This window comes from Massilia horti (genome assembly GCF_004614195.1).
Lineage (GTDB): Bacteria > Pseudomonadota > Gammaproteobacteria > Burkholderiales > Burkholderiaceae_D > Telluria > Telluria horti.
In genome coordinates this window covers 1-25,950 of sequence record NZ_SPUM01000003.1, presented here as the reverse complement: position 1 = coordinate 25,950, position 25,950 = coordinate 1, and the positions used below count along the sequence as shown (strand labels likewise).

Genomic DNA, 25,950 nt, shown 5'->3' with positions numbered 1-25,950 from the left:
CACAGACCGAGGATCGCGCCCAGGCCGGCGCCGGCGGCCGCGCCGCCGGCAGTGCCGCGCTGGGTCTGGCTCATGTCGGCACAGCCGGTCGCGGCAAGCGCGAACGCGACGGCGGCCAGGGTGAATTTGGTGCGGTGGGTATGCATAGGATTCTCCTTAAAAAAAATCCGTTTCGGCGTCACGCCGATGTTGCCGGCATGACTGCGAAACGGATCGGTTGCTACGACCCGCAGGCCGAAGGGCTATATGCCGCGGCCACTGATCAGGCGCACCAGGATCATGATGATCGCCACCACCAGCAGGATGTGGATAAAACCGCCGACGGTGTAGGAGGTGACCAGGCCCAGTAGCCACAGGATAATGAGTATGACAGCAATAGTGTAAAGCATGATAGTGCTCCTTTTCGACATTAGCGACGACCAGCGCGCCGTGGAGGACAGTATGAACGCTGTGTTGTTACCGATCCGTACGATGCCGTACATTACGCCGCACCGTTTGGCTCCTTGCGCAAGCCGGGGATCCATCCCATCAGGCCGAACAGCCCGGCAACGCCGATCAGGCAGGTGACCAGGCCGCCGGTGACGAGGAAGAGCACGTCCTGCGCCTGCACGTCGGGACTGGCGCCGGCAGGAGTGCCGGCCGCGGCCAGGCCGAAAGCGGTGATGAGAATGCCCCAGATGATGACGCCGATCCACGCAAGACTGTTCATGGCTTGCCCTTTCAGGGTGAGTTCGTCGTGTCGTACTGCCGAGCTTGCATCGATTCTGGCGCGTCCCGCTACCGCCTTCCGTACGCTGGCGCACATTGCCGCAGAAAAATAACGACCCCCGGCTTTGGTCAGGCCGAGCGCAGCGAGCCATTGACGATGCGCACCCGGTCGCCGTTGCGCCACGGCGGGGCATTGCGCCAGTGGAAGGTGCGGCGCGTGCCGTTGTCGAGGTGGACCCGGATCTCGTAGTGGGTGGACGCTTTCATGTTGCCCTCGACCTGGTTGCCGGCCACGGCGCCGCCGACCGCGCCGGCCGCCGTCGCCAGCGTGCGTCCGGCACCGCCGCCGATCTGGTTGCCCAGCAGGCCGCCGATCACCGCACCGGCGCCGGCGCCCACCCCGCTGCCACGCGCGCGGGTCGTGATGGCGCGGATCGATTCAATGTTGCCGCAATTGGCGCAGGCGCTTGGCGCCGCTTCATTGGCGGCAAGACGCGTGGCCGCACGTGCGCTGGCCCTGGCCGGGGCGGCCGGCTGCACGACGTAGGGCGAGACCATCGCCTGCGCCGGATACTGCAAGGGGGCCGGCCGGACCGGCTCGTAGGTGGCCGGCCCCGGCGCCTCATCCTGCGCCACATACGGCGTCCCCGGCGCCCCCGGCGCCCCCGGCGGCCGGGCCGGCAGCGTCAGCTGCCCATTGGTGGCGTTACTGCCGATCGAGGACGGCAGCCAGCCCAGGATGGCGGCCGTGCCGACCAGGCTGAACAGGATGACGGCAATTGCGGCCAGGATCATCAGGGGGTGTTGCACGCCGTGGATGGGTGCACTAGTGCGAGTGTCCATGGTGAGCTCCTTGTTGTTGTTCAGGACGGGACAGGCCCGCCATTCCAGGTTCCCAGTGTCCATAGGAACAACTCCCGGTTCCGTGCGTCACCGTACATACTTCCCTTGTGGGGCGCTTTACGCTGGCCAAAAATTGTTTGCAAATGTATCTGACACATTTGCCAGACGGCCGGCCCCAGGCCGTCCAGGCGCGAGGTTCCGATGACCATTGCCTCTTCAGCTCACGCTGCCGAGCACAATGCCAATTTGCTGTTAGCTGCGCTGCCGCCCAACGAGCTGGCGCGCATGCTGCCGCTGCTCGACCAGGTGACGGTGGAGGTGGGGGCGGTGCTGTGCGAGGCAGGCGATCCGGTGCGCTTTATCTACTTTCCCCACGACTGCCTGGTCTCGATGATGGGCGTGGCCGAAGGGCGCATGACGCTCGAGGTGGGCCTGGTCGGGCGCGAGGGCATGATGGGCGCCGCCGTGGCGCTCGGGCACGACGCGGTCCAGGTGCGCGCGGTGGTGCAGCGTGCCGGCAGCGCGAGCCGGATGGACAGCGACAAGTTCCGCGCCGAGTTCGCGCGCAACCCGTCGCTGCAGCGGGTGCTGTACCGCTATACCGACACGCTGCTGGCGCAGGCGATCCAGATCGCGGTGTGCAGCCGCTACCACGTGCTGGAGGCGCGGCTGGCCCGTTCGCTGCTGGTCACGCGCGACCGGCTGCAGTCGGACCGGTTCCGCCTTACCCACGAGTTCCTGGCGCATGCGCTGGGCGTGCGCCGCGTGGGCGTGACCAAGGCCGCGAGCGCGCTGCAACAGCAAGGGCTGATCAATTACAGCCGGGGCAATATCGAAATCCTCGATGCCCAAGGGCTGGCCGCGGCCGCCTGCACCTGCTATGAGATCGTCAAGGAGGCGGGGGCGGGGGCGCTGGCGTCGGCGTTCATGTGAGTCCGGTTGCCGATGAATGGAGCGTAACTTCGTAACGTGAATCAACCGCATGTCGAAGGCGTGACTATGCCTCGCCGAAACATGCGATAAAGAAACGCAAAACGCGATGCAATGTTGGCCAAGCGCCACCGCTGGCGCCTCTAACCGTGAATTGCGCTGCGTTTTGCGTGATTCATCCTACGGGGCGGCACGTAACGTGAATCAACCGCATGTCGAAGGCGTGACTATGCCTCGCCGAAACATGCGATAAAGAAACGCAAAACGCGATGCAATGTTGGCCAAGCGCCACCGCTGGCGCCTCTAACCGTGAATTGCGCTGCGTTTTGCGTGATTCATCCTACGGGGCGGCACGTCGCTTTGCAATGCCCGTTAGGGTGCGCGGGGCCGCCGAGGACCTGTGCGCACGCGGTCGCCGCATACCGACTCGCGGCTGCTCTCTGGTTACGCTACGTTCGCGAACCGCGTGCGCACAGGTACACACCCTACGGTCCCACGCGCCGTGGCGCGGATCAGTTGCGGGGTGCGCGGGGTCAAAAAAACGCCCCGGCAAGCGGGGCGTCGTTGGCGTGCGAGGCGGCCACCTTTAGCGAGTCTTGCCTGTCTGGTTGCCGATCACACCGCCAACCGCCGCGCCGCCAATGGTGCCTGCTGCACTGCCGTTGGTCAGGACACTGCCCACCGCGGCGCCAGCGCCGGCGCCGATGGCGGTGTTTTTGTCCTGCTCGCTCATCCCTGCGCAGCCTGCCAGGCCCAGCGCCACCGTCGCCAGCGACGCGCTCACTACCATTTGCTTGATTGTTTTCATGATGATCTCCTTTACGGTGGGTTGCGTGTGACAGGCGTGGGCCGCAGTTCATTGGCTTGACGCCCCGATTTGGCAGTTTCAGGGTAGAGCTTGCCTGACCGAGGGTCTGTGCGCGAACACACACTCGTCCGGCGCGCTCAGCGCGTGCGCGTCTTGCCCGGCGGCGCGACCGGCTTTTGGCGCATTTCGGCCAGCAGGCGGCCGCAGTTGCTGCTTTCGCCGGGACCGGTGTGGATCAGCGGCAGCAGGGCCGCGGCCGGCGCTGCCGCGGCGGCCAGCAGTGCCGCGCCGCCCGCCTTGAGCGCCAGCACGCCCTTGTTGACCGACACCTCCGGTTTGCCGAAGCTGCCGCGCACGTACAGCGGCGTGCGCAGCGACAGCAGGCGCAGCGAGGTTTCCGGATGTATGGTCAGGTCCATCTGCTCGGTTGCCAGGCTGATCGTGCCGTCCACCGTGATCCTGGCGTCGCTGGTGTCGATCACGAAGACCTTGGTTTGCATCAGGCCATTGGTGACGATGAAATCGGTGGCCATGCAGTTGAGCGGAACCTGCTTGTCGCCGAATAGCTTGGCGACGATGATGTTGCCCAGGTTGAGCCCCATTTCCTCGAGCAACAGCTTGCTGACCGTGCCCTGGTCGATCAGGGTCTTGAGTTCGCCGTTGGAGGTGGCGAGCAGGGTGGCGACCGAGTTGCCAACGCCCGACAGGCTGACGTCGCCATTGAGCTCGCCAACCGACGCCTGCAGCTTTTCGACTGCCGGGAACAATTGCCTGATCTGGATACGGCGCGCCGCCATTTTGGTGGTGGCCTTGATCGCGTCCTTGCCGCCGCTGCCGCTGCCATCTAACCGGATGTGCGAGCTGAGCGTGCCGCCGGCCATGCCGAAGTCGAGCGGGTCGAGCGTGAGCACGCCGTCCTTGAGCGTCAGGTGGGTCGACAGCTTGTTGATCGGCAGCGTCTTCTCGCGCACGATGCGCTCGGTCGCGAAGCGCACGTCGGCGTCGAGGCTCTTCCATTTTTCGGTATGGAATTGTTCGACCGGCAGTACCTTGCCCGCCGGCTGCACTGCCGCCACGCCGCGCGCGGTCTTGCTGGCGTTCGAGTCGGCGCCGATCATCGGGCCCAGGTCAGCGAACCGCAGCTGGTGCGACACCACGTTACCCGACAGCTTGCCGCGCGGCTTGCCGGTGCGGTACTCCAGGCGGCCGCCGATGTCGGACGCGCCGACCTTGCCCTTGAAATTGTCGTAGGTCCAGTGGCTGCCGTCCGGGCCCATTGAACCGATCAGGTGGCCTTCGGTGGTGAACGCGGGCGTTTCCGGCAGCAGCACGCCGGTGAAATTGTACAGGCGCGCCATGCTCTGTCCGGCCAGCTTGAGCTTCAGGTCAAGCGCGGCGAGCTGGGCCGGGCGCGTGACCGTGCCTTCGACGGCGATGCGGTTGGCGCCGGAACGCAGGTCGGCCAGGATCGGGTAGGGCGTGTCCTGGCGCTTGAGCGAGAGCACCGCGCCGGCCTTGCCGCTGCCATCCACCCGCGCCCCGTGGTAAGTGCCGCGCAGCTTCCAGCCGATGCCGTAGGTGGGATCGTTCTCCAGCGTATCGACGTCGGCCGTGAGGTCGGCGCGGGTGACCGCGTCGACCACGTGGATCACGCCCTGGGTGAGCACGATGCGGTCGAGGTCGATCGTCCAGCGCGACGTTTGATGTTGCGGCGGAAAGGTCCAGTTGTTGTGCTCCGGATCGAGGCGCAACAGCTGCACGCTGGGCGATTCGAAGCGCAGCACGGGGATCGCGATCGTGCGGCTGAGCAGGGCAAATGGGTTCAGCGAGAACGAGAACCGGCGCACGCTGGCCATGTCGCCCGCCGGCATCCCAACGGGGTTGCCGACGTGTACGTCATTGGCGATCAGGTGCGGCCAGGGAATGTAATCGCGCCAGGTCTGGCGCACACCGGAGGAGGACGGGCGTTCCCATTGGACGGCCAGGTGGCCGGCGATGGTGAAGGGGCGACCGATCGCCTCGGACACTTTGGCGTCCAGCCACGGACGCGCGTGGTCCCAGTTATAGGTCAGCAGGAAAATGACTGCGGCCACCGGGATCGCAACGATGACGCCGGCAATGCCGAGCAAGATTTTGGTGCGGCGCGACTGGGGAGGTCGGCCGGTATGGGTTTCTTTTGGCATGACGATCCTTCGCCTGAGAATTGTGTCGTGTGGCCAGATTAGCGTAAAGGCAGCACAATCTTGCGTGCGTTGCCGCACCTTGGCCCGGCCGATGCCAAGCCGAAGCGGCGGGAATGTGCGCCAACGAACCGATCTCGTCCGGCGATCGGCTTATAACGTTACCAACACTGAATTTACCAGGAGATAAAGATGCACAACAATCGCTTGTCCAGGCGGCTCGCCGCGCTCGCGTGCGGATCGATGGTGCTGCTGCTCGCATCCTGCGCCAGCCCGCAAAAGACGCCAGCCACCGCCGAGGTCGCGGTGTCGCACAACGCGGTGCAGAACGCGGTGCAGGCCGGCGCACCCGAGCTGGCGCCCGACGAGATCACGGCAGCGCGCCAGAAGATGCTGATGGCCAACCAGGCGCTGGCGGCCAAGGACTACAAGCGCGCGCGCCAGCTGGCGCTGGAGGCGCAGGCCGATGCCCAGCTGGCCCAGAGCAAGGCCAATTCGGCCAAGGCGAGCGCGATGTCGGACCAGCTCAACAAGGACCTGCGCGTGCTGCGCGATGAAGTGGAGCGCGCCAATTCCCAGTAGTGACCTTTCGCATTAACCCGCGCCGCCCGGCGCCCAAGAAGAAAAGGACATGAACATGAAAACGGGTTTCATTAATTCGGTCGTCTTCGCCGGTGCCGTATTGTTGGCCGGCTGCGCCACCACCCCCACCACCACCCCGGCGCTGGACCAGGCGCGCGCCGACTACGTGGCCGCCAACAACCAGCCGCAAGTGGCGCAATACGCGCCGCTCGAGTTCAAGCAGGCCACCGATGCGCTGGACGCGGCCAACCAGGCCGCCGCCCGGCGCGAGAGCCTGGACACGATCGACCGCCTGGCCTACATCGCCAAGCAAAGAATCGCGACCGCGCAGGAAGTGGCGCGCGCCAAGGCGGCCGAGGCGGACATGGCCAACGCGGCGCACCAGCGTGACCAGGTGCGGCTGCAGGCGCGTACCCTCGAGGCCGAGCGCGCAAGGGCGGACGCGGCGGCGGCGCAGGACCAGGCCGCGGCAGCCCGCCAGCAGGCGCAGGACGCCCAGGCCCAGGCCGCCATGGCGCAGGAGCAGAACCGCCTGATGGCCGAGCGCGCCGCGCAGCTGGAGGTGCTGCTGGTCGAATTGCACGCGACCAAGACCGAGCGCGGTTACGTGGTCACGATCGGCGACGTGCTGTTTGCCACCGACAAGGCGACCCTGACACCCGCAGGAATGTCGACCCTGCGCAAGCTTGCCATGGCAATGGCGCAGAACCCGGACCGTACGGTGCTGGTCGAAGGATTCACGGACAGCACCGGGACCGCGGCCCACAACCAGGAATTGTCCGAGCGGCGTGCGGCCGCCGTGGCGGCTGCGCTGGCGGATTTGGGTGTGGCCCGGGAGCGGATCTCCATGCGGGCCTACGGCAAGGCCTATCCGGTGGCGCCGAACGACACCGCGGCCAACCGCCAGCTCAACCGCCGGGTCGAGATCGTGCTGTCGAACCAAGGCGCACCGATCCCGCCGCGAGCGGCGATGCGCTGAATCGCTTTACCCCTCATGACATAAGGAATCATCATGGAAGCAAACAAGTCCAACCTGGCACATGGCTTTGACGTGGCGGCGATCCGCCGCGCCGCGGCCAACCTCGATGACGGCGCCGTCACCGAGGGCTACCAGGCCGACCGCGAAGCCGTGGTCGCGATGCTCAACGACGCGCTGGCGACCGAGCTGTTGTGCGTACTGCGCTACAAGCGCCACTACTACACGGTGAGCGGCCCCAACAGCGCGCAGATGCGCGCCGAGTTCCTCGAGCATGCGCAGCAGGAGCAGGAGCATGCGGACCGCATCGCCGAACGCATCATGCAGCTGAACGGCTCGCCCAACTTCAACCCGGCCACGCTGAGCGCGCGCAGCCACGCCGAGTACGACGACTCCGAGGATGCGCAGGCGATGGTGCGCGCCGACCTGATCGCCGAGCGCGTGGCGATCGAGTCGTACCGCCAGATGATCGCCGCGATCGGCGACAAGGACCCGACCACGACCGACATGCTGACCGAGATCATGGCGGTTGAGGAAGAGCACGCGGAGGACATGCGCGACCTGCTGGCGATGTAAAGATTTTTACCCACCAACAACAAACAGGAGTACGACATGCTAGACACGAGCACCGGCCTGAACGGCAGCACCGCCCTGAACGGCAGCATCAAGGACGCCACGCACGACGCCAAGGCCCTGGTCAGGGATGCCCACGCGCTGCTGACGGCCGCCGCCGCGTTGACCGGGGAAAAGGCAGACGAGCTGCGCAAGCGCGGCATGGAGCTGCTGGACCGGGCGATGGGCAAGGCCGGCCAATATCAAGATCAAGCTCTGGCCAAGGGCAAGGAACTGGCGCACACGGCCGATGTCTATGTGAAGGACAACCCATGGCGCACGGTGGCCGTGGTGGCGGGTGCGGCGTTGCTGCTCGGCGTGGTTCTGGGACGCAAGTAACCAGGCCGGGGAACGCAATGAATAACACCGAAACCGTCGTCCACGGCCCGGGCCTGCTGGGCGGTCTGTCCGGCCTGGTGAAGAACCTGTTCGGACTGCTGGTGTCGCGGGTGGAACTCGCGGCGCTCGAGCTGTCGGAGGTGCGTAACCACGTGATCGAGCTGGTGGCAATCTTCGCCATGGCCGTGCTGGCGATCTGGTTCGCGCTGGTGTACGGCACGCTGACGATCGTGGCGCTGGCGTGGGATGCGATGGGCTGGAAGATCTTGCTGATCATGTTCGTCGTGTTTCTCATCATCACCGTGGCGCTGGTGGCGAAGGGAATGGCAATGCTCAGGCAGGGCAAGCTGGCGTTCCCGGCCACGATGCAGGAACTGAGGAACGACCGCGAAATGCTGGGCTAAGGGGAGGAAGCATGGAACAACAACAGGCGGGACTGGCGGGTCACCGGCACAGCGTGGACCCGGCGGCGCGCAAGGCCGAGCTGCTGCGCGAGGGCGAGTTCTACCGCGCCGGCGTGGTGCATTGCAAGTCACAGATCAAGCGCGACTCGCGGCCGGAGGTGATGCTGCATTCGGTGATCGACCACGCGACCTGGGCGTTGCGGGCGCGGGCCGACGCGCTGCTCAAACCGACCGGGACGAGCGTGGCGGCGCTGGCGCCGTATGCGCTGACCGCACTGAACTTCATCCGGCGCCGCCGGCTGGGCAAGCAGGCGCTGGCCGCGGCCGTGCTGCTGGGTGTGGCCGGCTGGTACGTGCAGCACAGGCGCGCGCAGGAGCTGGTGTACTGACGCTGCGGCCGACTTGTTACTGACTTATTTACTGAATCATGTATGGCGATGGGCGCAGGCCTGACGCGGCAGCGGGTATCAACAATGGCAGGATATGGTGGGGCTTGAGCGGCGTCGCAATCGCGGATTGGACGCCGTCTTTTTTTTGGCTATGTCACCGTTAAGTGTGGGAGGCGCGCAATTAGTTGACCCAAATATCGTCGTTCCCGCCAAGGGGGCGCCGAGCCCGGGAACGACGTTAGCTAGTGCGCGCCTGCCAGCCCGGTTCCACACTTAACAGTGACCCAGCTTTTTTATGGCCCCGCGTGCGAGACCTGACGGCAACGAAGCATGTTCTCACGCAACCCGCTCAATCCGGAATGCCTGCGTATCGTGCTGGTGTTGCAAGGCGGCGGCGCGCTGGGCGCCTACCAGGCCGGGGTGTACCAGGCGCTGCACGAGCACGGGCTGGGCCCGGACTGGATCGTTGGCACCTCGATCGGCGCCATCAATGCGACCTTGATTGCCGGTAACCGGTTCGACACCCGCTTGCAGCGCCTGAAGGGATTCTGGGACTTGGTCGCCCATCCGGACAACCTGGACATGGCCCGGATCACCGACACCCAGCGGCGCGCCCAGATCCACCTGAACACCATCGACACCGTGGTGCGCGGCGTGCCCGGCTTTTTTTCGCCGCGGTATTTTTCATGCTTCCCGCTGGGGATGCAGGTGCCGCCGGAAGACGCCTCGTTCTACGATACCGCGCCGCTCGATGCGACCTTGTCCGGGCTGGTCGATTTTCAATTTCTCAACTCGGGGTCGCCGACCCGGCTGACGGTCAACGCGGTCAACGTCACCAGCGGCCAGCTGGTGCATTTCGACAGCGACCGCGCACGCATCGGCCCCGAGCACGTGCGTGCCTCGTGCAGCTTGCCGCCAGGATTTGCGCCGGTGCGCGTCGATGGCCAGCTGTACTGGGACGGCGGCCTGTATTCGAACACGCCGCTCGAATCGGTGCTGGCCGAGTTGCCGCTGGCCGACACCTTGTGTTTCATGGTGGACCTGTGGAGCGCGGCCGGGGCCGAGCCGGTGACGCTGGACGAGGTGCGCACGCGCCAGAAGGACGTGCTGTACGCCTCGCGCACCCAGCGCCACATTACCGAATACATCAAGGCGCACCGGCTGCAACGCAAGCTGCGCGAGATGTTCGGGCGCCTGCCCGTGGAATTGCGTACCGAGGACGAGGTGCGCGAGATGGCCGCGCTGGGCTGCGACACGACGCTGCACATCGTGCGCCTGCGCTACGCCGGGCGCGACTGGCACATGGCCTCGAAGGACATCAATTTTTCCAAGGGGTCGATTGAATGGCGCTGGGACCAGGGCTACACCGACGCGCTGCGCGCGGTGCGCCACGCCGGCTGGCTGCGCAAGGTGGCGGCGGGAGCGGCGGTCGTCGTGCACGAGTTGCCGGGGCACGACGCCGCCGCCCGCCAGGCGGACTAGACGGGCCTGGCGCTTACCAGTTGCGCGGCTGCTCTTGCTGCTGCGTCGCGGGCTGGGTGCCCGGCTGCGCCTGGGTCGCGCCCGACTGGCTGCCACCGTACTGGGCGGCGCCCGGTGCGGTCAGGTCCACATTGGTGCGCTCCACGATCGCGGGCGTGGGACCCTGTGCCAGCAGCGTGGGAACCGACGACATGTCATGCTGGTACTGGTTGCGCGCTTCCTTCAGGCAGCTTGTGCGTTGCGCCGACGGGTGCCGGTGGCACTCGTTCTTTTGCTGTGAATAGGCGGCCGCGATTTCCTTCTTCAGGATAGCCTCGCGTTGAGCATGGGTATGGTCGCCCTGGAACCAGCGCGCCGGAGCGCCCTTGCGGATCTCGGCCTTCTGCTGCTTCGCGACGGCGGGCGGCACCGCGCTGTCGGCACTGCTGCTTTGGTGCGCCAGTGCGGGCGCGGCGGTAAGGCACAGCGCGCAGGCCATACCGGCCGCGTGCAAGGTAAGAAGTGATTGTCGCATGTTACACCTCCAGCGGTAAGAAACAATCCAGCGGGCGGCGCGTCCTGCGCCGGCCCGTGCCTGCCTATAGCCGCCCAGTCAGCAGCAAGACGATCAGCACCACAACCAGGATGCCGGTGATCCCGGACGGACCATAGCCCCAGTTGCGGCTGTGGTTCCAGGTCGGGAGCACGCCGATCAGGGCGAGTATGAGGATAACGAGCAGTATAGTTCCCATCGCGGCTCCTTAAAGCTGATCCGGAAATTCAATAACGATAGACGCGGCCGTCCACGATGCGCACGCGGTTGCCCACGCGCAGGTCATAGACGCTGTCCTGGGTGATCGAACGGTATTCGCCGTTGTCCAGGCGCACGTTGATCTGGTACACCTGCTGGCCGTTGGCGTTGCGGTTCGCTTCGACATTGTTGCCGATCGCCGCGCCGGCCACGCCGCCGGCCACGGTGGCCGCCGTGCGTCCGACGCCGCCGCCGATCTGGTTGCCGGCCAGCGCGCCCACCACGCCGCCCACGATCGCGCCTGCGCCGCTGGTGCGGTTTTCCGCCTGCACCACCTGGATCGACTCGATTGTGCCGTAGCCGGAGGAAGGAGGATGGTCGTAGCTGCTGGCGTAGGTGCCGCGGTAGCCGCTGTTATACGGATCGGACGAGCTGCTGGCGCAGCCGCTCAATATGGCGCCGGCCGTGATCGCGGCGGCGGCAAGGGTAGGTATCCGTTTCATCTTGTTCTCCTGACAAAAGGTGTAGGGCCAGAATAAACAGCACCGTGGCAAGGGTCTGTGCGTTGCCGCACCGTTACCGTTGTGCCCGCAAGATGGCCGGCTCGACAGTTTTATCTGCTGTGTTCGCCAGCGAACGGAAGCGCAGGCGCGGGCGGCGTAAAACGTTGGACGGAAGGTTGACGAACGGGAAGGACTAACTATCACGCCGTAGTTGCAGCCGTTCGTCGACGCGGCCCTGGTCCGGGCCGGCGCCGCGTTGCCGTGGCGAGCTTCTCTTTTTTTTTCCAACCAACTAGGAGTCATCATGAGCATCGCGCAACGCCTCATCACCGCCGCCTTCACTGCTTCGCTGGCCCTGACCGTGGTCGGCTGTTCGTCGACGCCGAGCCGCGAAAGCACCGGCGAGTACATCGACGACAGCATGATCACCGCCAAGGTCAAGGCGGCGATCTTCAACGAACCTACCTTGAAGTCCACCGAAATCAACGTCGAGACCTTCAAGGGCGACGTGCAACTGTCCGGCTTCGTGGCCCAGCCGGCCGACGCCCAGCGCGCCGCCGAGGTCGCGCGCGGCGTGAAGGGAGTCGCATCGGTCAAGAACGACATCCGGGTCAAGTAAGCCAGGGCCGGCGGCGCACTCGGCGCGGCGCAGCCAGTTAGCTTGACCGGCGCGCCCCGGCGGGTCTATTCTTTAAGCATTTGCATGCAGCTTGCCAAATCCAGCGCGGCGCCGCCCGAGGCGCCGGAGAGCCCCGCCCCGGCGCTGCCGCCGCCCGCCGCGGCCGGGCCGGCCACGGACATTGCGCCCGATGGGGACGACCTGCTGCAGGGTACGCGCCTGCCGATCCACGTCAACGCGCGCGGCCTGGCGCTGGGCATTATCGCCACCGTCGCCTTCGTATTCGCCCTGCAATGGGCTCAGAAATTCCTGGTCCCGCTGCTGCTCGGGATTTTCATCGCCTACACCTTAAGCCCGGTCGTGCAGTGGCTCGAGCGTATCCGCATCAAGCGCGCGCTCGGCGCGACCCTGGTCACCGCCGCGCTCGTGTGCGCCATGGCGTTCACCCTGCAGCGCGTGCAAGGCCAGTTCCTCAACATCATCGACGAGTTGCCTGCGCTCACGCACAAGGTCACAAAGTTGATCACCGGCGCCAGCGACGGCCAGCCGTCGACCATCCAGCAGATGCAGCGCGCGGCGGCCGAGATCGAGCAGGCCGCCGCCAACGCCGGCGCCGACGCCAAGCGCGCGCTGCAAAAGCGCCCCAGCACGCCGCCGCCGGCCGGCGCGTCCAGCTTTCGCGTGCTGGACTGGCTGCTGGCCGGTTCGTTGTCGCTGGCGACCTTCCTGGCGCAGGCGACGATGGTGGTGTTCCTGGTGTTCTTCTTGCTGCTGGCGGGCGACACCTTCAAGCGCAAGCTGGTCAAGCTGACCGGCCCTTCGCTCACGCGCAAGAAGGTCACGGTGCACATCTTGGAAGACATCAACACCTCGATCCAGAGCTACATGTTCATGCTGCTGGTGACCAATATCTTGCTCGGGTTCCTGATGTACGCGGCGCTGCGCGCGATCGGCCTGCAGAACGCCGGAGCCTGGGCGGTGTTCGCCGGGCTGGTGCATATCATGCCGTACATCGGGCCGCTCCTGATCACCTGCGCCACCGCGCTGGCCGCGTTCCTGCAGTTCGAGTCGCTGCGCATGGTGATCTTGGTGGTGGCGGCATCGATGGGTATCGCGACCCTGATCGGCATGGTGGTGGCCACCTGGATGACCGGCAAGATCGCGAAGATGAACCCGGCAGCGGTGTTCGTCAGCCTGCTGTTTTGGGGCTTCCTGTGGGGCACCTGGGGGCTGCTGCTCGGGGTGCCGGTGGTGATGGTGGTCAAGGTGGTCGCCGAACGCGTGGAAGGGATGGAAGTGGTGGCCGAGATGCTGGGCGAGTAGCGGCAATTCCGTAGGGTGCGCACCCGTGCGCACGCTGTACGTTTGATTGCCGTTGGCTCGTGCCTGCACACGTACCGTGCGCACTGGTCCTCGGCGGCCCCGCGCACCCTACGCCGTGTTGCTCCCGGCCGCATCCGAGCCCTTGTCCCGCAAACTGCCCAGCCTGAGCGCATACTGGTGCGTGAACTCCGCGCCCAGGAAAAAGATCTGCGCCGAGTAGTACACCCACAGCAGCAACGCGATCAGCGAGCCGGCTGCGCCATAGCTGCTGGCCACGCTGCTCTTGCCGAGATACAGCCCGATAGCGAATTTGCCGAGCGTGAACAGGGCGGCGGTGCCGAGCGCGCCGATGCTTACGTCGCGCCAGGAGAGCCTGGCCCGCGGCAGCAGCTTGTAGATGACGCCGAACAGGGTCGCGATCACCAAAAAGCTGATGCCCGAGGCCAGCCAGCTCAGCAGGACCGCCGTCTCTTGCCACAGGCCGGTGAAAAATTCCTGGAGCACATTGAGCGCGGTGCTGACGACCAGCGACACGATCAGCAGGAAACTGAGCACGAGGACCAGGCCGAACGACATCAGGCGGGTGCGCACCGTGTCCAGCCACGCCGCTCCCTTGTTGGGTGGCAGATCCCAGATATCGTCGAGGCTCTCCTTCAGTTCCGCGAACACGCGGGTGGCGCCGAATATGAGCAGGACGCTGGCGACGACGGTGGCGGACTTGCCGCCTTCCTTGTCGCGCGCGCCGGCCAACACCAGCTGGATCGCCTGCGCGCCTTGATCGCCCATCAGGCCACGCAGTTCGTCGAGCAGCTTGCCTTCGGCCGCATCCGCGCCGTAGAAGATGCCGGCGATCGCGATCACCAGCACCAGGATCGGCGCCAGCGAGAACAGCGTGTAGTAGGCCAGCGCCGCGCCCTTGCTGGCGGCGCGGTGCTCGATCCAATCCTCGAGCGCGGCCTTGAGTACCTCGTAGAACTGCTTCGGCGTCGGGATTCGCCCTGTTGCATGCATTTGCTGCCCTCCGATAAAAAAGAAAAGGGGCGGAGCTCCTTGCGGATCTCGCCCCCTTTTTACAGCAGGGTCGCCGTCTTGTGCTTATTGAACGCGTTTTTCGATCGTGATCTGCTCGACTTCAACACGCCGGTTCGGCGCCAGGCAGGCGATCAGCTCGGAACGTTTTTTCTGGTGGCACTGGACCACCGGATTGGCTTCGCCCTTGCCGATTGCCTTCAGGCGGTTGCCGTCGACGCCCTTGCTGATCAGGTACTCGCGGACCGCCTCGGCGCGCCGCTGCGACAGCTTCAGGTTGTATTTTTTCGCGCCGATGCGATCGGTGTAGCCGGTAATGTCAATATTGGAGATCGACGTGTCGGCCTGCAGCGCATTGGCGATGTCGTCCAGCCGCGGCTGCGGCAGGGTCAGCTTGGCGCTGTCGAACGCGAACAGCTCGGTCGCCGACAGCGTCACCTTTTCGAAACGGGCCGGCGGCGGTGGCGGCGGAGGTGGTGGTGGCGGAGGAGGCGGCGCGACCGGTTCCGGTTGCGGGGCCGGCTGCTCCACCGGTGCGGGCGGCGGCGGCGGTGCGGGCGGCGGGTTGAACGCGTAGTTCAGCCCGACCATGAGGTATTTGTTGTTGCTGCGGCTAAAGCCAAAACGGTCACTGTCGCTGAGGAAACCGCGCACGGTGCGCAGGTCGGCCTGCATCGACCAGCGGTCGTTGATCCCCACCTGCAGGCCCGCGCCCAGAGTGGCGTAAGGGGACGTGGCGGACACGTTGCGCAGCGGGTTGGACACCTTGTCGCGCTCGGCGCCCAGGCCGAACAGCAGGTAGGGGCGCACGTTCTGACGCGACAGCATCAAGAGCGCGTCAACGCCCAGCAGGGTCTGGTGGTAGCTGGCGGGGCCATCTTCGGCGCGGGCATGGGTGCCGCCGATCTGGATGTCCCACATGGGGGTGACCGGTTTGCCGAACTTCAGTCCGCCACCCCAGTCCTTCTTGTCGACCCCAAAGCGGTTGTCGGGCTTGATGCCGACCACGGTTGGCTGCACATACCACGATGGGTTGATTTCCTGGGCCGAGGCGGTGCCGGCACAGCAGACGATGGCGGCCGCCAAGGCGATCTTGTTGATGTTATTCAATGCGTGCTCCCTTCTGTTTAATGTTGTTCAACATCTCATGCACCAGCAGCGGGGATGTTGGTTGAAGGATAAGTGGGAGCATTCCGCAGGGTCAGTGCGTTAGCGCACTATGTCACGTGGGTACGTGACTTTTTCGCAACGCAAGACCAGAGTGGCCGGCCGGCGCGCTGCGTCGCAACTGTGGTGTGAATGTGTCGGAACCGACGAATGGGACCTACCGCGCCACTGCGGCCCGGCGGTTTGGCGCCGGGCCATGCCTCGCAGGGACTGTCAGCCTCTCCAGCTGACGGGGGCCTGCCCGTGTTGGATTCCGGAGGTGATTGGTTCGAGCTCGACCCGGCGGTTCGGCGCCGAGCACGCGATCAGATTCGCGTGGTGCTTGTCGTGGCACTCGACCGCCAGTTGCTGTTCGCCCCTGCCGATCGGCATCAGGCGACTCGGCTCGACGCCCTTGCTGACCAGGTAGTCGCGCACCGCTTCGGCGCGGCGCAACGACAGCTCCATATTGTATTTATCGGACCCGATCTTGTCGGTATAGCCGATGATGTCAAGCTCGGTGATCGACGGATTGCTGTGCATCATGCTTGCGATCTGGTCGAGCTTGGGCTGCGGCGTGCTCAGCCTGGCGCTGCCGAATGGGAACAGCTGGGTGACGGACACCGTGGTCTTGCCGATATATTGCTGCTCGGTGCCTGGCTGGCTCGTTTGACCGGCCGCCGGTTGATAGGCCTGCGGTGAAGGCGCTTCATAGACACGCTGCCCGGTTGACTGTTGATTGGCCTGCTGCCCGGCCGACGATTGATAGGTCTGAGCCTGCTGTCTGGTTACCACCGGATGAGCAACCTGCGCCATCAGCGGGTTGAACGCTTGCGTCGAGCACAGCAGCACGACGGCCAGTGCCATCTTGTTTGTAGTGTTCACGGCAATCTCCGACAAATTCAAAAGTTGTGGGGATCGTTGGATAGATCGCCGCGCGGGTGAGTTCCATAATGTCTGTGCGCTTTACACAACGTACAGACCGGACGGCGCGCGGTGCACGCGCCGATACCGTGGTGTTAAAGCTTCGTTTCGATGAAACCGTACAGGTAATTCGAGCCGCCGTTGATGTTGCCGAGAAGCTGGGACGAGCCGAAGATGCCCGAACGGTGCGAAATGCCAATGCCAAGCACCGTGTCCTTCAGTCCTTTTCTGCCGACCAGGTCGCCCAGGTTGACGTCCAGCGTCGGGTCCAGGTAATTGAGCAGGCGGCTGGTGTCGCGGTCGCGCCGGGCCTGGTCGCGCACTTCTGCCAGCGGCACGCGCTGGGCCAGCGAGAAGCCGGCGCCGAAGCCGATCCGGGTGCGCACGTAGCGGTCCCACGGCAGGCCGTAGTAATAGGCCTTGATCTGGGCGTTCAGCTGAAGCCCATCGGCTTGCAGGCCGCGCTCATCGTGCATCAGCACCCCGGCGTAGGCGTAGAAGTCCAGTGGCCAGCCGTTGACCCGTTCCACCAATGCGCGGCCGAAGTCCACGCCGGCGATCCGGGTATCGTCGCCGGTGCGGGTCGAGCCGCATTGCAGCGCGAGCGCGGGCAGGAAGTTGCATTCGGTCGCGCGGCCGGCGTACAGCCTGACCGCCAGCGGCTGGCCCGGCTCGGAATACGGCTTGTGGCTGCCGAAGTCGTAGGCGGCGCCCACCAGCGCGCCGACCTGCGGACGGTCGTCCACCAGCGGGCTGGCGCGCACCCGGTCGGACATGTAGGTCACGCCGACGCCGCCCAGCAATCGCCAGCGCCGCGACACTTCGTAATAGCCGTACAGGGCGCTAGTCCAGTCGGTGCCGCTGCCGGGCATGTAGGCCGGGCGGGCGGGGGCCGCTTCCGTCGGCCGCACGCCGTAGTAAAAGTTGTTCAGGTTGGCGCTGCGGCGCGCGACGGTCCAGATGGGGCGGAAATGCCAGCGGCCTTCGTGCAGGTCGAAACTGTAGCTCAGGCGCCATTCGGTGCCGTGGCTCAGGTTGTTGGCGTCATGCAGGATCTCGGCGTCGAAATTGCCGAACTGGGTGCGCCCGCGGTAGGCCGCGCCGGCCTGGGTGCCGGCGTCACGGGACGCCATTCCTCCCAGCACCTTCGGCCGGTGCGCGGTCGGGTAACCCTCGTAGCGATAGTCGAGGAACACTTCGAGGCCGTGCTCCGGAATGTCGCTGAACTTGTAGCCGACCCGGGTCGCGTGCAGGTAGACATGGCGCCCTTCGTACATGTACAGCGGCACCAGGTCCTGGCCCACCTTCGCGCCCCGGTACGGCGCGCGGTCGATGCGCTGGATCGCGCCCAGCCCGGCACTGGCGGGAATGGCGAGGAAGTCGACCAGCATGTCGGTGGCGGCCGGGCCGGCACAGGCGGCCACGGGGGCTAACAGGAGGGGGAGCAGGGCAAGGCGCAGGGACATCGTTGGGGCTGGCAAAAGCGCAATTTTAGCCCGAGGCAAAAATTCGCGTCGCATGCATGTCCGTTCGGCATCAGCTGAGCCCGTAAGCGGACTTGTAAAAAATTCTTTTCGGAACTTCTTTGTATGTTGGATGGCGCACAGACCTGACGGGCTAACGAAGGCAAAGTTGACGCCAGTTATGCGGAACCCGAGGTGTTGTCAGGGTGTCAAACGAAACACGGCGACCCGGACCCCACAGTCTCTCTCTAAAAACATGGAGTACACCAACATGCATGCAACGACTCAGAACAACGCGGTGCAAGGCGATCACGGCGCTGTGCACAATTCGGGCAACTCGGCGCTGATCGAACGTGTGCCTCCGCAGCCGACCGAGCGCGCGCCGATTTCGCTGGCGCCGATCGAGCGCGTGCGTTCCACGTCCGCCACCCAGCGCCGGATCGAGAACATGCAAAAGCTGATCAACGAGCTGCAAAGCCATGAAATGCTGGCCGACGAGATCGCGTGGTTCCTCAAGTTTTCCCCGTCCGGCGCGCGCAAGTATATCCGCGACCTGCGCGAGGCGGGCGTGATCGAGCTGGCGCGCTACATCGAGGGCACCGCCACCTACCTGGGCAAGGCCGTGTACCAGATCTGCCCGGACCAGGAGCGGGTCAAGGCCTTCCTGGCCGCGATCTGCCAGCCCAAGCGCGAAGGCGCGAGCCCGCGCAAGGAACGTCCGGGCCTGCGCGAACAGAGCATGGCCGGCAGCGGCCGCCATTTCCACATCCTGGCCGACGACACCCATTACGCGATCCGGGTCAACCGCAGCCCGGTCACGCGCGACCCGCTGGTGGCCGCGCTGTTCGGCCCGGCGCCGTCCCAGGCCCCCAAGGAGCGCGCTTAGTGTAGCCCGCGAACCGCGCCTGCCATCCCCGCCGCCGGCGGGTTGAAAAACACTCAACTATCCCCACCTACCGATCGTCCGGGAATTCTTTCCGGCGGCAAAACAAGGAGAGGCGGATGGTAGCGAGTGGGGTATCGGCGGCGTGTGCCGCGGGCGGCCTGCGGGCCGCGCGGTGCAGCCGGGGGGAGGGCTGATGTTGGCCTGGTTGGTATGGTTCGCGCTGGCGGCCGCCCTGGCGCTGGCGTGGCTGGTGCCCGGCTGGCGCCTGCGGCGGGTGCTGGCACGTCCGCTCGATCCGGGTTGGCGCGCCATTCTTGAACGCAACGTCGTCCAATACCGCAACATGGAGCCGGATTCTCGTCGCCGGCTCGAACGGCTGGTGCAGCAGTTCCTGCACCAGAAAACCTTCGTCGGCTGCGCCGGCCTCTCGCTCACTGACGAGATGCGGGTGACCATCGCGGCCCAGGCCTGCCTGCTGCTGCTCGGCCGCCCGGACCGGGTCTACCCGGAGCTGCGCACGATCCTGGTGTACCCGGGCGCGTTCCTGGTGCCGCGGCGCGAGGTCGACGCGGCCGGCGTGGTCACCGAACACCGCCAGGACTTGCTGGGCGAATCCTGGGGCGACGGGCGGGTGGTGCTGTCGTGGGAGCACGTGCGGCGCGCCGGCAATGAACCGGCCGGGGCGCACAACGTGGTGCTGCACGAGTTCGCGCACCAGCTCGACAGCGAATCGGGCAGCAACAATGGCGCGCCCGACCTGCGCAGCCCTGCACGCTACCGCAGCTGGTCGCAGGTGCTGGCATCCGCCTACGAGGACCTGCGCGAGCAAGCCTGGTACGGCGAGCATGGCGCTCTCGACCATTACGGCGCGCACAGCCCGGCCGAATTCTTCGCGGTCGCCACCGAAAGCTTCTTCGAGCAGCCCTGGCGCCTGGCGGCGCGCCATCCGGCCTTGTACGAGGAGTTCCTGAAGTATTACCGGGTCGACCCGCGCGACTGGTTCCCGGCCCCGGCGCCGGAACCCCAGACGTACGGCGTGGTCTACGGACAGTGGCAATAGGCGCTGCGTGCGTGCGCGCACGGAACCGCGCCTGCAATCGGTCCATGCTTGGAGCGACTTTCGTTTGCGAGGGAGGAAACACATGTCCACCATCATTGCAGGGCACTTCCAGTTGCAGGACGAGGTCGAGCAGGCGCGCCAGGCACTGGCCGAGCATGGTTTCGACCCGGACCGGATCAGCGGCTTCTTCCTGAGCCAGCCGGGGCAGCACGACATGACGCCAATCGGCGGCGATTACATCGAGTCGCCGGGTGCCGAGGATGCCCCGGTCGGCGTGGTCGAGGGCGTCACCGGCGGCGCGGCGATCGGGGTGGCCGTGGGCGCGGTGACGGCGCCGGTGACCGGCCCGCTGGGGCCACTGGTCGGCGGCCTGGTCGGCGCGCACCTGGGCTCGCTGTTCAGCTTTTCCAAGATGCACGAGGCGGGTCAGCAAGGCGAGGACGAGCCGTGCGCGGCCGGCATGGTACTGGCGGTCGCGTTGGACGACCCGGCCCGCGAGGGCCGCGCGGTCGAGGTGCTCAAGTCGCTGGGCGCGGAGCGTATCGCACGCACGACCGGTAACATCGTCGGGGGCGACTGGACCGACTTCGATCCGACCGTGCCGGTGCACCTCATTTCGTGATCGGTTTGGGTGCGCGGGCGCATATCGGCGCAGCCGCTGTGCCGCATTCCGCGTGCGCACAGGTGCGCACCCTACGATCTGTCGAAGCACGCCGTAGGGTGCGCACCCGTGCGCACGCGGTGCCAAACGATGTGCCGTGGTGACGCCGCTCGGTCCATCCCTATCTTATCTGCTAGCAAATCACCCCGCGCAACGTTTGAAGTAAATCAATAGTCAAACAAACCACGCGACCTAGACTTGGCGTTTCGGGCTGCGCATGTCGCGCGGCCGAATTCACAGGGGAGGGGCCATGCAAAACAATAAGGTAGCGTTGGTCACGGGCGGAATGGGGGGACTGGGAACGGCCCTGTGCCGGCGGCTGCATGCCGAAGGGTATCAGGTCGCGACGACGTATTCGCCAATGAATCAGACGCCCGACGCCTGGCTGGCGGCGCAGCGCGACGAAGGTTTCCGGTTTCATGCCTACCGCGTCGACGTGGGCGATTACGCCGATTGCGAATGGATGATGCAAAAGCTCTTGAGCGAGCTGGGCCGGCTCGACCTCTTGGTCAACAATGCCGGCATCACGCGCGACCGCAGCTTGCGCAAGATGACCCGCGAGGACTGGCAGGATGTGCTGCGCGCCGACCTGGACAGCGTGTTCAACGTCACCAAGCAGGCGATCGAGCCGATGCTGGAGCAGCGCTGGGGCCGTATCGTCAACATTTCGTCTGTGAACGGCCAGGCCGGCGCCTTCGGCCAGGCCAACTACGCCGCGGCCAAGGCCGGCATGCACGGCTTCACCAAGGCCCTGGCGCTCGAGCTGGCCAGGCACGGGATCACCGTCAACACGGTGTCGCCCGGTTACCTGAACACCAAGATGGTGGCGGCGGTGCCGCAGGAGGTCATGCAGACCCGCATCCTGCCCCAGATCCCGATGGGCCGCCTGGGCCAGCCGGACGAGGTGGCCGGGCTGGTCGCCTACCTGGCCTCCGAGGAGGCCGGCTATGTAACGGGCGCCAACATCGCGATCAACGGCGGCCAGCACATGTGCTAGTGTCGGCGTCACACATGCGCGCAGGGCCTCGGCCCTGCCGTGCTGTGTTCCTTGCCTCAGCTTGATTTCGCTACAGTTCTCAGGACACTAACGCCGTTCGGCCCGGGTCTGGCAGATGATGCACAGGCGCGCCTCCGGGCGTGCCTGCAGCCGCGAAAAGCCGATTTCGTTGCCGCATTCCTCGCACAGGCCATAGCTGCCGTCGTCGAACTTGGCCAGCGCGTGGCGCAGCACCTGCATCTGGGCCGCCTGGTGGCCGGCGGCCTCGAGCGCCAGATCGTTGAGCAGGCGCACGGTCGCCTTGTCCGCCGGCGAGGTTTCCACCTCGGGCACCGGCAGGTCACGCGCGCCGCCGACCGCCTGCGGCTCCTGGGTGCCCGCGAGTGCGGCCAAGCGTTGTTCCAGCAGCGATCGGAGCAGCGCGACTTGCCCCGGATCCAGTCCGTTCATCGGCACCCCTCCTTGTCACTGCGGGCGCGCCGCTTCGCAGATCAACATCCACGCCACGCCGAACTGATCGGTGACCATGGCGAACCGCTGGGCAAAAAAGGTGGGCGCAGGCGGCATCCTGACCGTGCCGCCCTGGGCCAGCGCGGCGAACGCGCCTTCGAGTTGCTCGGCGCTCTCGACGCCCAGCGCCAGCGCGCAGGCCTGCATGCCGGTGAACGGCTCGCCATGGCTGCCGTCCGAACCCATCAGCGTCGTGTTGCCCAGCTTAAGCGAGCCGTGCATGATCTTGTCGTGCCATTCCGGCGGCGCCATCGATTCGGCCGGCGAGCCGCGATAGGGCAACAGCACCACGTCGGTCGCGCCAAGGTGTTCCTGGTAGTAGCGGAAAGCCTCGGCGCACCTGCCGCCGAAAAAGACGTAGGGATGGACGTTCATCGCAAGGACTCCCTTGATCGATTGTTATGGAGTCCAGTGTAGCGCGATACGTGGGCGCTGAATATGGGCGCACGTCTCGCGGCCGATTACGCCGGTTCGGCCGGTTCGGCCGGCTTGGGCGGGGCGCTGGTGGCCGCCATCCAGTCGAGCTGGTGCTTGAGCGCTTCCAGCGAAAGCATGATCGGCGCGGCCTGGCCGGTGGCGGCGGCCGCGGCGATGCCGAGCAGGCGCGCCACCAGGCTGATCGCGTTGCCGATGTCGTTGATGTGCTTGATTTTCTGCCCGGCATCCATGGTCAGGGCAATCACATGCTGCTGCGACTTGCCCAGCGAGCGCACGATGTAGGTGGCGGCGTCGGCGTACAGGCCGTTGGCGCGCTGGCGCAGCACCAGTTCGTCGTCGAGCAGGGCGCGCGCGTCGTTCTGCTTGGCCTCGGGCACCGGGCCGCCCTGGTAGGCGCGGATCTCGCGCATCACCCGGTCGTGGATTTCGTCGGCGCAGGCCGACAACTGGTCGGCCAGTTCGACCACCTGATTGACGCTGGCCAGGCCGCCGGCCTCACCGGTGGCTGCGGGATTGGGGTTGTCGCTCATGGCGCCTCCTCGTTAATTGCCCAGGTTGTCGCGGATCTTGCGCAGGTCGCTGCCATAGCGCTGAATCATGCTGCGCACCTCTTCGCGCGACAGGTTGTGCAGGTTCTCGCGCAGCTTCTGGTGCCCGAGCGCAACCTTGGTCAGGCCCTGCAGCGCCAGTTCGTAGCGCTGGTCGATCATCTTGTACTCGTTTGACTTGGACAGGTAATGGACCTTGGCCAGGGTGACCAGCATGCGGTCGCTGTTCTTGACCGAGAACGGCAGCTCGACGTCGAAAATGCCGAGCACGGTCTTCTTCTCGTTGTCATTGGTCTTCATGTACAGCCGGGTGATCGAGATCATCGCCTCGAGCAAGGCCTGGATGTCGGCGTCGCCGTCGCGCACCATGGTCTCGACGCTGCGGTTCTGGTAGCCGGAGGCGATCACCCGCGTGAGCAGGCGCGTCAGGCCCATATAGGCCGCGATGTGGCGCTGCTGCAGGCCCGATTCGGCATTCGCCTGCAGGCCCATGCCCAGGTCATCCAGCCGCGGCGTCAGGTCGTAGCGGCCATCGCCGGCCAGCAGGCTGAGCGTCTGCATGTAGAGCACCACGGTCTTTTGCAGGGTGACGAAATCGTCGTACACCGCGCGCCGCTTGGCATCGTTCTCGCGCGCGATGCGGTCGGCCGACGGCGTCAGGTAGGGCTGTTCCCGTTCGTAGGTGTCGCGGTAGCGGTGCGACAGTTCGGCGTACCCGCCCAGCTTGGCGGAAGCGTCGGCGAATTCGCGCACCGCCTCCAGGCTGACCGGACCGTTGGTAGCGCAGCCGCCCAGCAGCAGGCTGACGCACAAGAGGGCGAAGGCGGCGGCAGATCGGCAAGCTTTCATGGGGTCCTTTCAGGCCGCGCAAAGAGGGCGGGCCGGAAAGTCCCATTATGCAAATCTAGCTTTGAAGCATCTTGCAGTACGTCAATTTATGCGACCTTGGCCAGGTCGAAGTGGGGATTTTCGATCACGCCGAACAGGTTGCCGTACGGGTCGCGCACGGTGGCTGCGAGGATCCCGTCGCCGACATCGGTGACCGGCATTTCGACCGTGGCGCCGAGCTTGGTCAGCCGTTCGACTTCGGCGCGCGCGTCCGCAGTGCCCCAGTAGGCGGTGGCGCCGGCAGTGCCGGGCGTGCCATCGGGCACCAGCCCCAGTTCGAAGCCGCCGACCTCGAAGCCGACATAGAACGGCTGGTCGAAATACGGTGCCCGTTCGAGCACGCTGCGGTACCAGGCGGTTGCTTCCGCCAATGCCGGCACCGGGTAGATCACGGTACGCAATCCTTGGATCATGGTCGTCCTTCCGCTGTTGTGTGAATGGCAATCATGACAGCGGACGCCGCCCTTGTCTAGGCATCCGCCTCGATCGCCGGCGGCACGCCCAGCGCGGTCCGCCAGTGCAGGCTTTCCAGGGTGCCGGCGCGCGGCGTGTACTCGCAGCCGACCCAGCCCTGATAGCCGATCTCATCCAAAAAGCGGAACAGGAACGGAAAATTGATTTCGCCGGTGCCCGGTTCGTGGCGGCCGGGCACGTCGGCCAGCTGGATGTGGCGGATCAGTGGCAGGTGCGCGCGGATCGTTTCGGACAGCGCGCCCTCCATGCGTTGCATGTGGTAGATGTCGTATTGCAGGAAGATGTTGTCCTGCCCGCACTCCTTGATGATCGCGGCCGCCTGCCGCGTATGGGTCAGGAAATAGCCGGGGATGTCGCGGTTGTTGATCGGCTCGATCAGCAGGTTCAGCCCGTGCTCGCGGAACTTGTTTGCGGCGAACTTGAGGTTCTCGACAAAGGTTGCGTGCGCCCGTTCGCGCGGCACCTTGGGCGGCAACTTGCCGGCCAGGCAGTGCAACTGCCCCACGCCCAGTTCGAGCGCATATTCGATCGCCAGTTCGACGCTGTCCTGGAATTCCCCGATCCGGCGCGGGTCACAAGCGATGCCGCGCTCGCCCGCGGTCCAGTCGCCGGCCGGCAGATTGTGCAGCACCAGCCGCAAATTGTAGCGGGCCAGGCGCTGCGCGATCTGCCGCGCCCCGAACGCATACGGGAACAGGAATTCGACCGCATCGAAGTTGGCCGAACGCGCTGCCGCAAAGCGGTCGAGGAAGCTGAGCTCGGTGAACATCGTGCTCAGGTTGGCAGCAAATTTCGGCATGCGCGATCCTCGTGTGGTTGGCAACCCGTAATCGTAATCGATCCGGCGCGCACACGTGGATCCGGTGCCAGCCATGGCGTCCGGCAATTGGCCGCGTCCCCGGCCGGGGCGATGCCCGGCCAGGGGATTTCTCGTCAAACCTGCGATGCGCTGATGCCCGCGATTCTCCCCAGCAGGCCGGATAGCGCGCCGAGCTGCGCGGCATCGGTGCCGGTGGTGAACTCGTTGCTGATCTGGTCGACGAGGGCGTCGGCATTGGTCACCAGTTCGCTGCCGGCCGGCGTGATCAGCGCATAGCCGACCCGCGCGTCGCGCGGATCGCTCTGGCGGCCGACCAGGCCGATCTTCTCCAGCGGCAGCAGGGAACGCGTGACGCCGGACGCGGTCAGGCCCAGGCGTTCGGCCAGGTCGACGCGGCGCAGCTTGCCCCCGGGAGCGCGCACCAGTTGCCTGAGCAGTTGGTAGTCGGCGAAGCTGATGCCGAAATGGTTGCCCAGCCCCGAATCGAAGCGGCGGCTGAGGGTCGTGGCTGCGCGGGCAAGCCGCAGGCAGAAGTCAGTGGAATCGCTTGTATTCATTTGATTACTCATTGTTAGATACTTGAGGACTCAACTATATTGCCATCTTGTGGGGCGCGCAAGCGTTTTTTACAAGTGAGGCTGAATGGAGGCGTAGGGTGCGCACCTGTGCGCACGCGGT

At 65.8% G+C, this 25,950-nt stretch carries 34 protein-coding genes; 14 read left to right on the top strand and 20 right to left on the bottom strand.

The annotated features are described in order from the left end of the window. The 4 genes from E4O92_RS25535 to E4O92_RS00685 all read right to left on the bottom strand — a co-directional run. Nucleotides 1–146, bottom strand: a 146-nt coding sequence (locus tag E4O92_RS25535; RefSeq protein WP_502572579.1) for a YMGG-like glycine zipper-containing protein, incomplete at its 3' end; no start/stop codon positions are given. A 96-nt stretch (nt 147–242) separates the two neighbouring features. Further along, a complete protein-coding gene (locus E4O92_RS00695) occupies nt 243–389 on the bottom strand; it encodes a lmo0937 family membrane protein (protein ID WP_135187822.1) in 147 nt (48 codons plus the stop codon). Between the two features lie 92 nt (nt 390–481). Then, the gene (locus E4O92_RS00690) at nt 482–709 is read right to left on the bottom strand and encodes a hypothetical protein (RefSeq protein ID WP_135187821.1); all 228 of its coding nucleotides are present in this window, start codon (nt 707–709) and stop codon (nt 482–484) included. A gap of 128 nt (nt 710–837) precedes the next feature. Next, nucleotides 838–1,551: a glycine zipper 2TM domain-containing protein gene (locus E4O92_RS00685; RefSeq protein WP_229482856.1), complete on the bottom strand. Its 714-nt coding sequence runs from the start codon at nt 1,549–1,551 to the stop codon at nt 838–840. A 201-nt stretch (nt 1,552–1,752) separates the two neighbouring features. Here E4O92_RS00685 and E4O92_RS00680 point away from each other — a divergent pair, with 201 nt between their 5' ends. After that, on the top strand, nt 1,753–2,484 hold the full coding sequence (locus E4O92_RS00680) for a Crp/Fnr family transcriptional regulator (protein WP_135187820.1): 732 nt from the start codon (nt 1,753–1,755) through the stop codon (nt 2,482–2,484). Between the two features lie 583 nt (nt 2,485–3,067). Here E4O92_RS00680 and E4O92_RS00675 read toward each other — a convergent pair. Continuing rightward, nucleotides 3,068–3,289 carry a YMGG-like glycine zipper-containing protein gene (locus E4O92_RS00675; protein ID WP_135187819.1) on the bottom strand — a complete coding sequence of 74 codons (222 nt, stop codon included), beginning with the start codon at nt 3,287–3,289 and terminating at the stop codon, nt 3,068–3,070. Between the two features lie 137 nt (nt 3,290–3,426). After that, nucleotides 3,427–5,472 (bottom strand): AsmA family protein, encoded by a 2,046-nt coding sequence (locus E4O92_RS00670; RefSeq protein ID WP_135187818.1) that lies wholly within the window; start codon nt 5,470–5,472, stop codon nt 3,427–3,429. A gap of 189 nt (nt 5,473–5,661) precedes the next feature. Here E4O92_RS00670 and E4O92_RS00665 point away from each other — a divergent pair, with 189 nt between their 5' ends. The 7 genes from E4O92_RS00665 (at nt 5,662) to E4O92_RS00635 (ending at nt 10,253) form a co-directional block, all read left to right on the top strand. Further along, nucleotides 5,662–6,051, top strand: coding sequence for a DUF4398 domain-containing protein (locus E4O92_RS00665; protein WP_135187817.1), 390 nt, complete (start codon nt 5,662–5,664; stop codon nt 6,049–6,051). A 55-nt stretch (nt 6,052–6,106) separates the two neighbouring features. Continuing rightward, nucleotides 6,107–7,030 (top strand): OmpA family protein, encoded by a 924-nt coding sequence (locus E4O92_RS00660; RefSeq protein ID WP_135187816.1) that lies wholly within the window; start codon nt 6,107–6,109, stop codon nt 7,028–7,030. Between the two features lie 33 nt (nt 7,031–7,063). Next, nucleotides 7,064–7,603 carry a ferritin-like domain-containing protein gene (locus tag E4O92_RS00655; protein WP_135187815.1) on the top strand — a complete coding sequence of 180 codons (540 nt, stop codon included), beginning with the start codon at nt 7,064–7,066 and terminating at the stop codon, nt 7,601–7,603. A 36-nt stretch (nt 7,604–7,639) separates the two neighbouring features. Continuing rightward, a complete protein-coding gene (locus tag E4O92_RS00650) occupies nt 7,640–7,978 on the top strand; it encodes an ElaB/YgaM/YqjD family protein (RefSeq protein WP_135187814.1) in 339 nt (112 codons plus the stop codon). A gap of 17 nt (nt 7,979–7,995) precedes the next feature. Beyond that, nucleotides 7,996–8,382: a phage holin family protein gene (locus E4O92_RS00645; protein ID WP_135187813.1), complete on the top strand. Its 387-nt coding sequence runs from the start codon at nt 7,996–7,998 to the stop codon at nt 8,380–8,382. 11 nt (nt 8,383–8,393) lie between these two features. Then, nucleotides 8,394–8,771, top strand: coding sequence for a hypothetical protein (locus tag E4O92_RS00640; protein ID WP_135187812.1), 378 nt, complete (start codon nt 8,394–8,396; stop codon nt 8,769–8,771). A 330-nt stretch (nt 8,772–9,101) separates the two neighbouring features. Beyond that, nucleotides 9,102–10,253, top strand: coding sequence for a patatin-like phospholipase family protein (locus tag E4O92_RS00635; protein WP_135187811.1), 1,152 nt, complete (start codon nt 9,102–9,104; stop codon nt 10,251–10,253). A gap of 13 nt (nt 10,254–10,266) precedes the next feature. Here E4O92_RS00635 and E4O92_RS00630 read toward each other — a convergent pair whose 3' ends face one another. The 3 genes from E4O92_RS00630 to E4O92_RS00620 all read right to left on the bottom strand — a co-directional run bounded on the left by E4O92_RS00630 (nt 10,267) and on the right by E4O92_RS00620 (nt 11,486). Next, a complete protein-coding gene (locus E4O92_RS00630) occupies nt 10,267–10,767 on the bottom strand; it encodes a hypothetical protein (RefSeq protein ID WP_135187810.1) in 501 nt (166 codons plus the stop codon). 64 nt (nt 10,768–10,831) lie between these two features. After that, a complete protein-coding gene (locus E4O92_RS00625; protein WP_135187809.1) occupies nt 10,832–10,984 on the bottom strand; it encodes a DUF3309 family protein in 153 nt (50 codons plus the stop codon). 28 nt (nt 10,985–11,012) lie between these two features. Beyond that, nucleotides 11,013–11,486 (bottom strand): outer membrane lipoprotein, encoded by a 474-nt coding sequence (locus tag E4O92_RS00620; protein WP_135187808.1) that lies wholly within the window; start codon nt 11,484–11,486, stop codon nt 11,013–11,015. A gap of 304 nt (nt 11,487–11,790) precedes the next feature. Between E4O92_RS00620 and E4O92_RS00615 the strand changes: the two genes are divergently transcribed. Next, a complete protein-coding gene (locus tag E4O92_RS00615; protein ID WP_135187807.1) occupies nt 11,791–12,105 on the top strand; it encodes a BON domain-containing protein in 315 nt (104 codons plus the stop codon). A gap of 84 nt (nt 12,106–12,189) precedes the next feature. Further along, entirely contained in the window at nt 12,190–13,428 is a 1,239-nt protein-coding gene (locus E4O92_RS00610) for an AI-2E family transporter (RefSeq protein WP_135187806.1), read from the top strand. Nucleotides 13,429–13,536: 108 nt separating this feature from the next. On the opposite strand, the gene E4O92_RS00605 is transcribed toward E4O92_RS00610, so the two are convergent. The 4 genes from E4O92_RS00605 to E4O92_RS00590 form a co-directional block, all read right to left on the bottom strand. Beyond that, on the bottom strand, nt 13,537–14,439 hold the full coding sequence (locus E4O92_RS00605; RefSeq protein WP_135187805.1) for a YihY/virulence factor BrkB family protein: 903 nt from the start codon (nt 14,437–14,439) through the stop codon (nt 13,537–13,539). A gap of 84 nt (nt 14,440–14,523) precedes the next feature. Beyond that, complete coding sequence (locus tag E4O92_RS00600; protein ID WP_135187804.1) at nt 14,524–15,567, bottom strand: OmpA family protein; 1,044 nt, start codon at nt 15,565–15,567, stop codon at nt 14,524–14,526. 270 nt (nt 15,568–15,837) lie between these two features. Continuing rightward, complete coding sequence (locus E4O92_RS00595) at nt 15,838–16,488, bottom strand: OmpA family protein (RefSeq protein ID WP_135187803.1); 651 nt, start codon at nt 16,486–16,488, stop codon at nt 15,838–15,840. 134 nt (nt 16,489–16,622) lie between these two features. After that, the gene (locus E4O92_RS00590) at nt 16,623–17,993 is read right to left on the bottom strand and encodes a MipA/OmpV family protein (protein ID WP_167759659.1); all 1,371 of its coding nucleotides are present in this window, start codon (nt 17,991–17,993) and stop codon (nt 16,623–16,625) included. A 268-nt stretch (nt 17,994–18,261) separates the two neighbouring features. Here E4O92_RS00590 and E4O92_RS00585 point away from each other — a divergent pair, with 268 nt between their 5' ends. From E4O92_RS00585 to phbB, 4 genes are all read left to right on the top strand, one after another. After that, complete coding sequence (locus E4O92_RS00585) at nt 18,262–18,876, top strand: winged helix-turn-helix domain-containing protein (protein WP_135187801.1); 615 nt, start codon at nt 18,262–18,264, stop codon at nt 18,874–18,876. A gap of 193 nt (nt 18,877–19,069) precedes the next feature. After that, a complete protein-coding gene (locus E4O92_RS00580; protein WP_135187800.1) occupies nt 19,070–19,936 on the top strand; it encodes a M90 family metallopeptidase in 867 nt (288 codons plus the stop codon). A gap of 82 nt (nt 19,937–20,018) precedes the next feature. Next, nucleotides 20,019–20,558, top strand: coding sequence for a hypothetical protein (locus tag E4O92_RS00575; protein WP_135187799.1), 540 nt, complete (start codon nt 20,019–20,021; stop codon nt 20,556–20,558). A gap of 289 nt (nt 20,559–20,847) precedes the next feature. After that, nucleotides 20,848–21,594, top strand: coding sequence for an acetoacetyl-CoA reductase (gene phbB / locus E4O92_RS00570; protein WP_135187798.1), 747 nt, complete (start codon nt 20,848–20,850; stop codon nt 21,592–21,594). A gap of 87 nt (nt 21,595–21,681) precedes the next feature. Here the strand turns inward: phbB and E4O92_RS00565 are convergent, their stop codons facing one another. The 7 genes from E4O92_RS00565 to E4O92_RS00535 all read right to left on the bottom strand — a co-directional run bounded on the left by E4O92_RS00565 (nt 21,682) and on the right by E4O92_RS00535 (nt 25,829). After that, nucleotides 21,682–22,044, bottom strand: coding sequence for a TraR/DksA family transcriptional regulator (locus E4O92_RS00565; RefSeq protein WP_167759658.1), 363 nt, complete (start codon nt 22,042–22,044; stop codon nt 21,682–21,684). A 15-nt stretch (nt 22,045–22,059) separates the two neighbouring features. Beyond that, on the bottom strand, nt 22,060–22,479 hold the full coding sequence (locus E4O92_RS00560; protein ID WP_135187797.1) for a VOC family protein: 420 nt from the start codon (nt 22,477–22,479) through the stop codon (nt 22,060–22,062). An 86-nt stretch (nt 22,480–22,565) separates the two neighbouring features. Continuing rightward, nucleotides 22,566–23,072 (bottom strand): hypothetical protein, encoded by a 507-nt coding sequence (locus E4O92_RS00555; protein ID WP_135187796.1) that lies wholly within the window; start codon nt 23,070–23,072, stop codon nt 22,566–22,568. Nucleotides 23,073–23,084: 12 nt separating this feature from the next. Next, complete coding sequence (locus E4O92_RS00550) at nt 23,085–23,939, bottom strand: hypothetical protein (RefSeq protein ID WP_135187795.1); 855 nt, start codon at nt 23,937–23,939, stop codon at nt 23,085–23,087. Between the two features lie 86 nt (nt 23,940–24,025). Continuing rightward, a complete protein-coding gene (locus E4O92_RS00545; protein WP_135187794.1) occupies nt 24,026–24,391 on the bottom strand; it encodes a VOC family protein in 366 nt (121 codons plus the stop codon). 56 nt (nt 24,392–24,447) lie between these two features. Then, the gene (gene hyi, locus E4O92_RS00540; RefSeq protein ID WP_135187793.1) at nt 24,448–25,251 is read right to left on the bottom strand and encodes a hydroxypyruvate isomerase; all 804 of its coding nucleotides are present in this window, start codon (nt 25,249–25,251) and stop codon (nt 24,448–24,450) included. Between the two features lie 134 nt (nt 25,252–25,385). Next, nucleotides 25,386–25,829: a MarR family winged helix-turn-helix transcriptional regulator gene (locus E4O92_RS00535; protein WP_135187792.1), complete on the bottom strand. Its 444-nt coding sequence runs from the start codon at nt 25,827–25,829 to the stop codon at nt 25,386–25,388. Nucleotides 25,830–25,950: the final 121 nt, after the last annotated feature.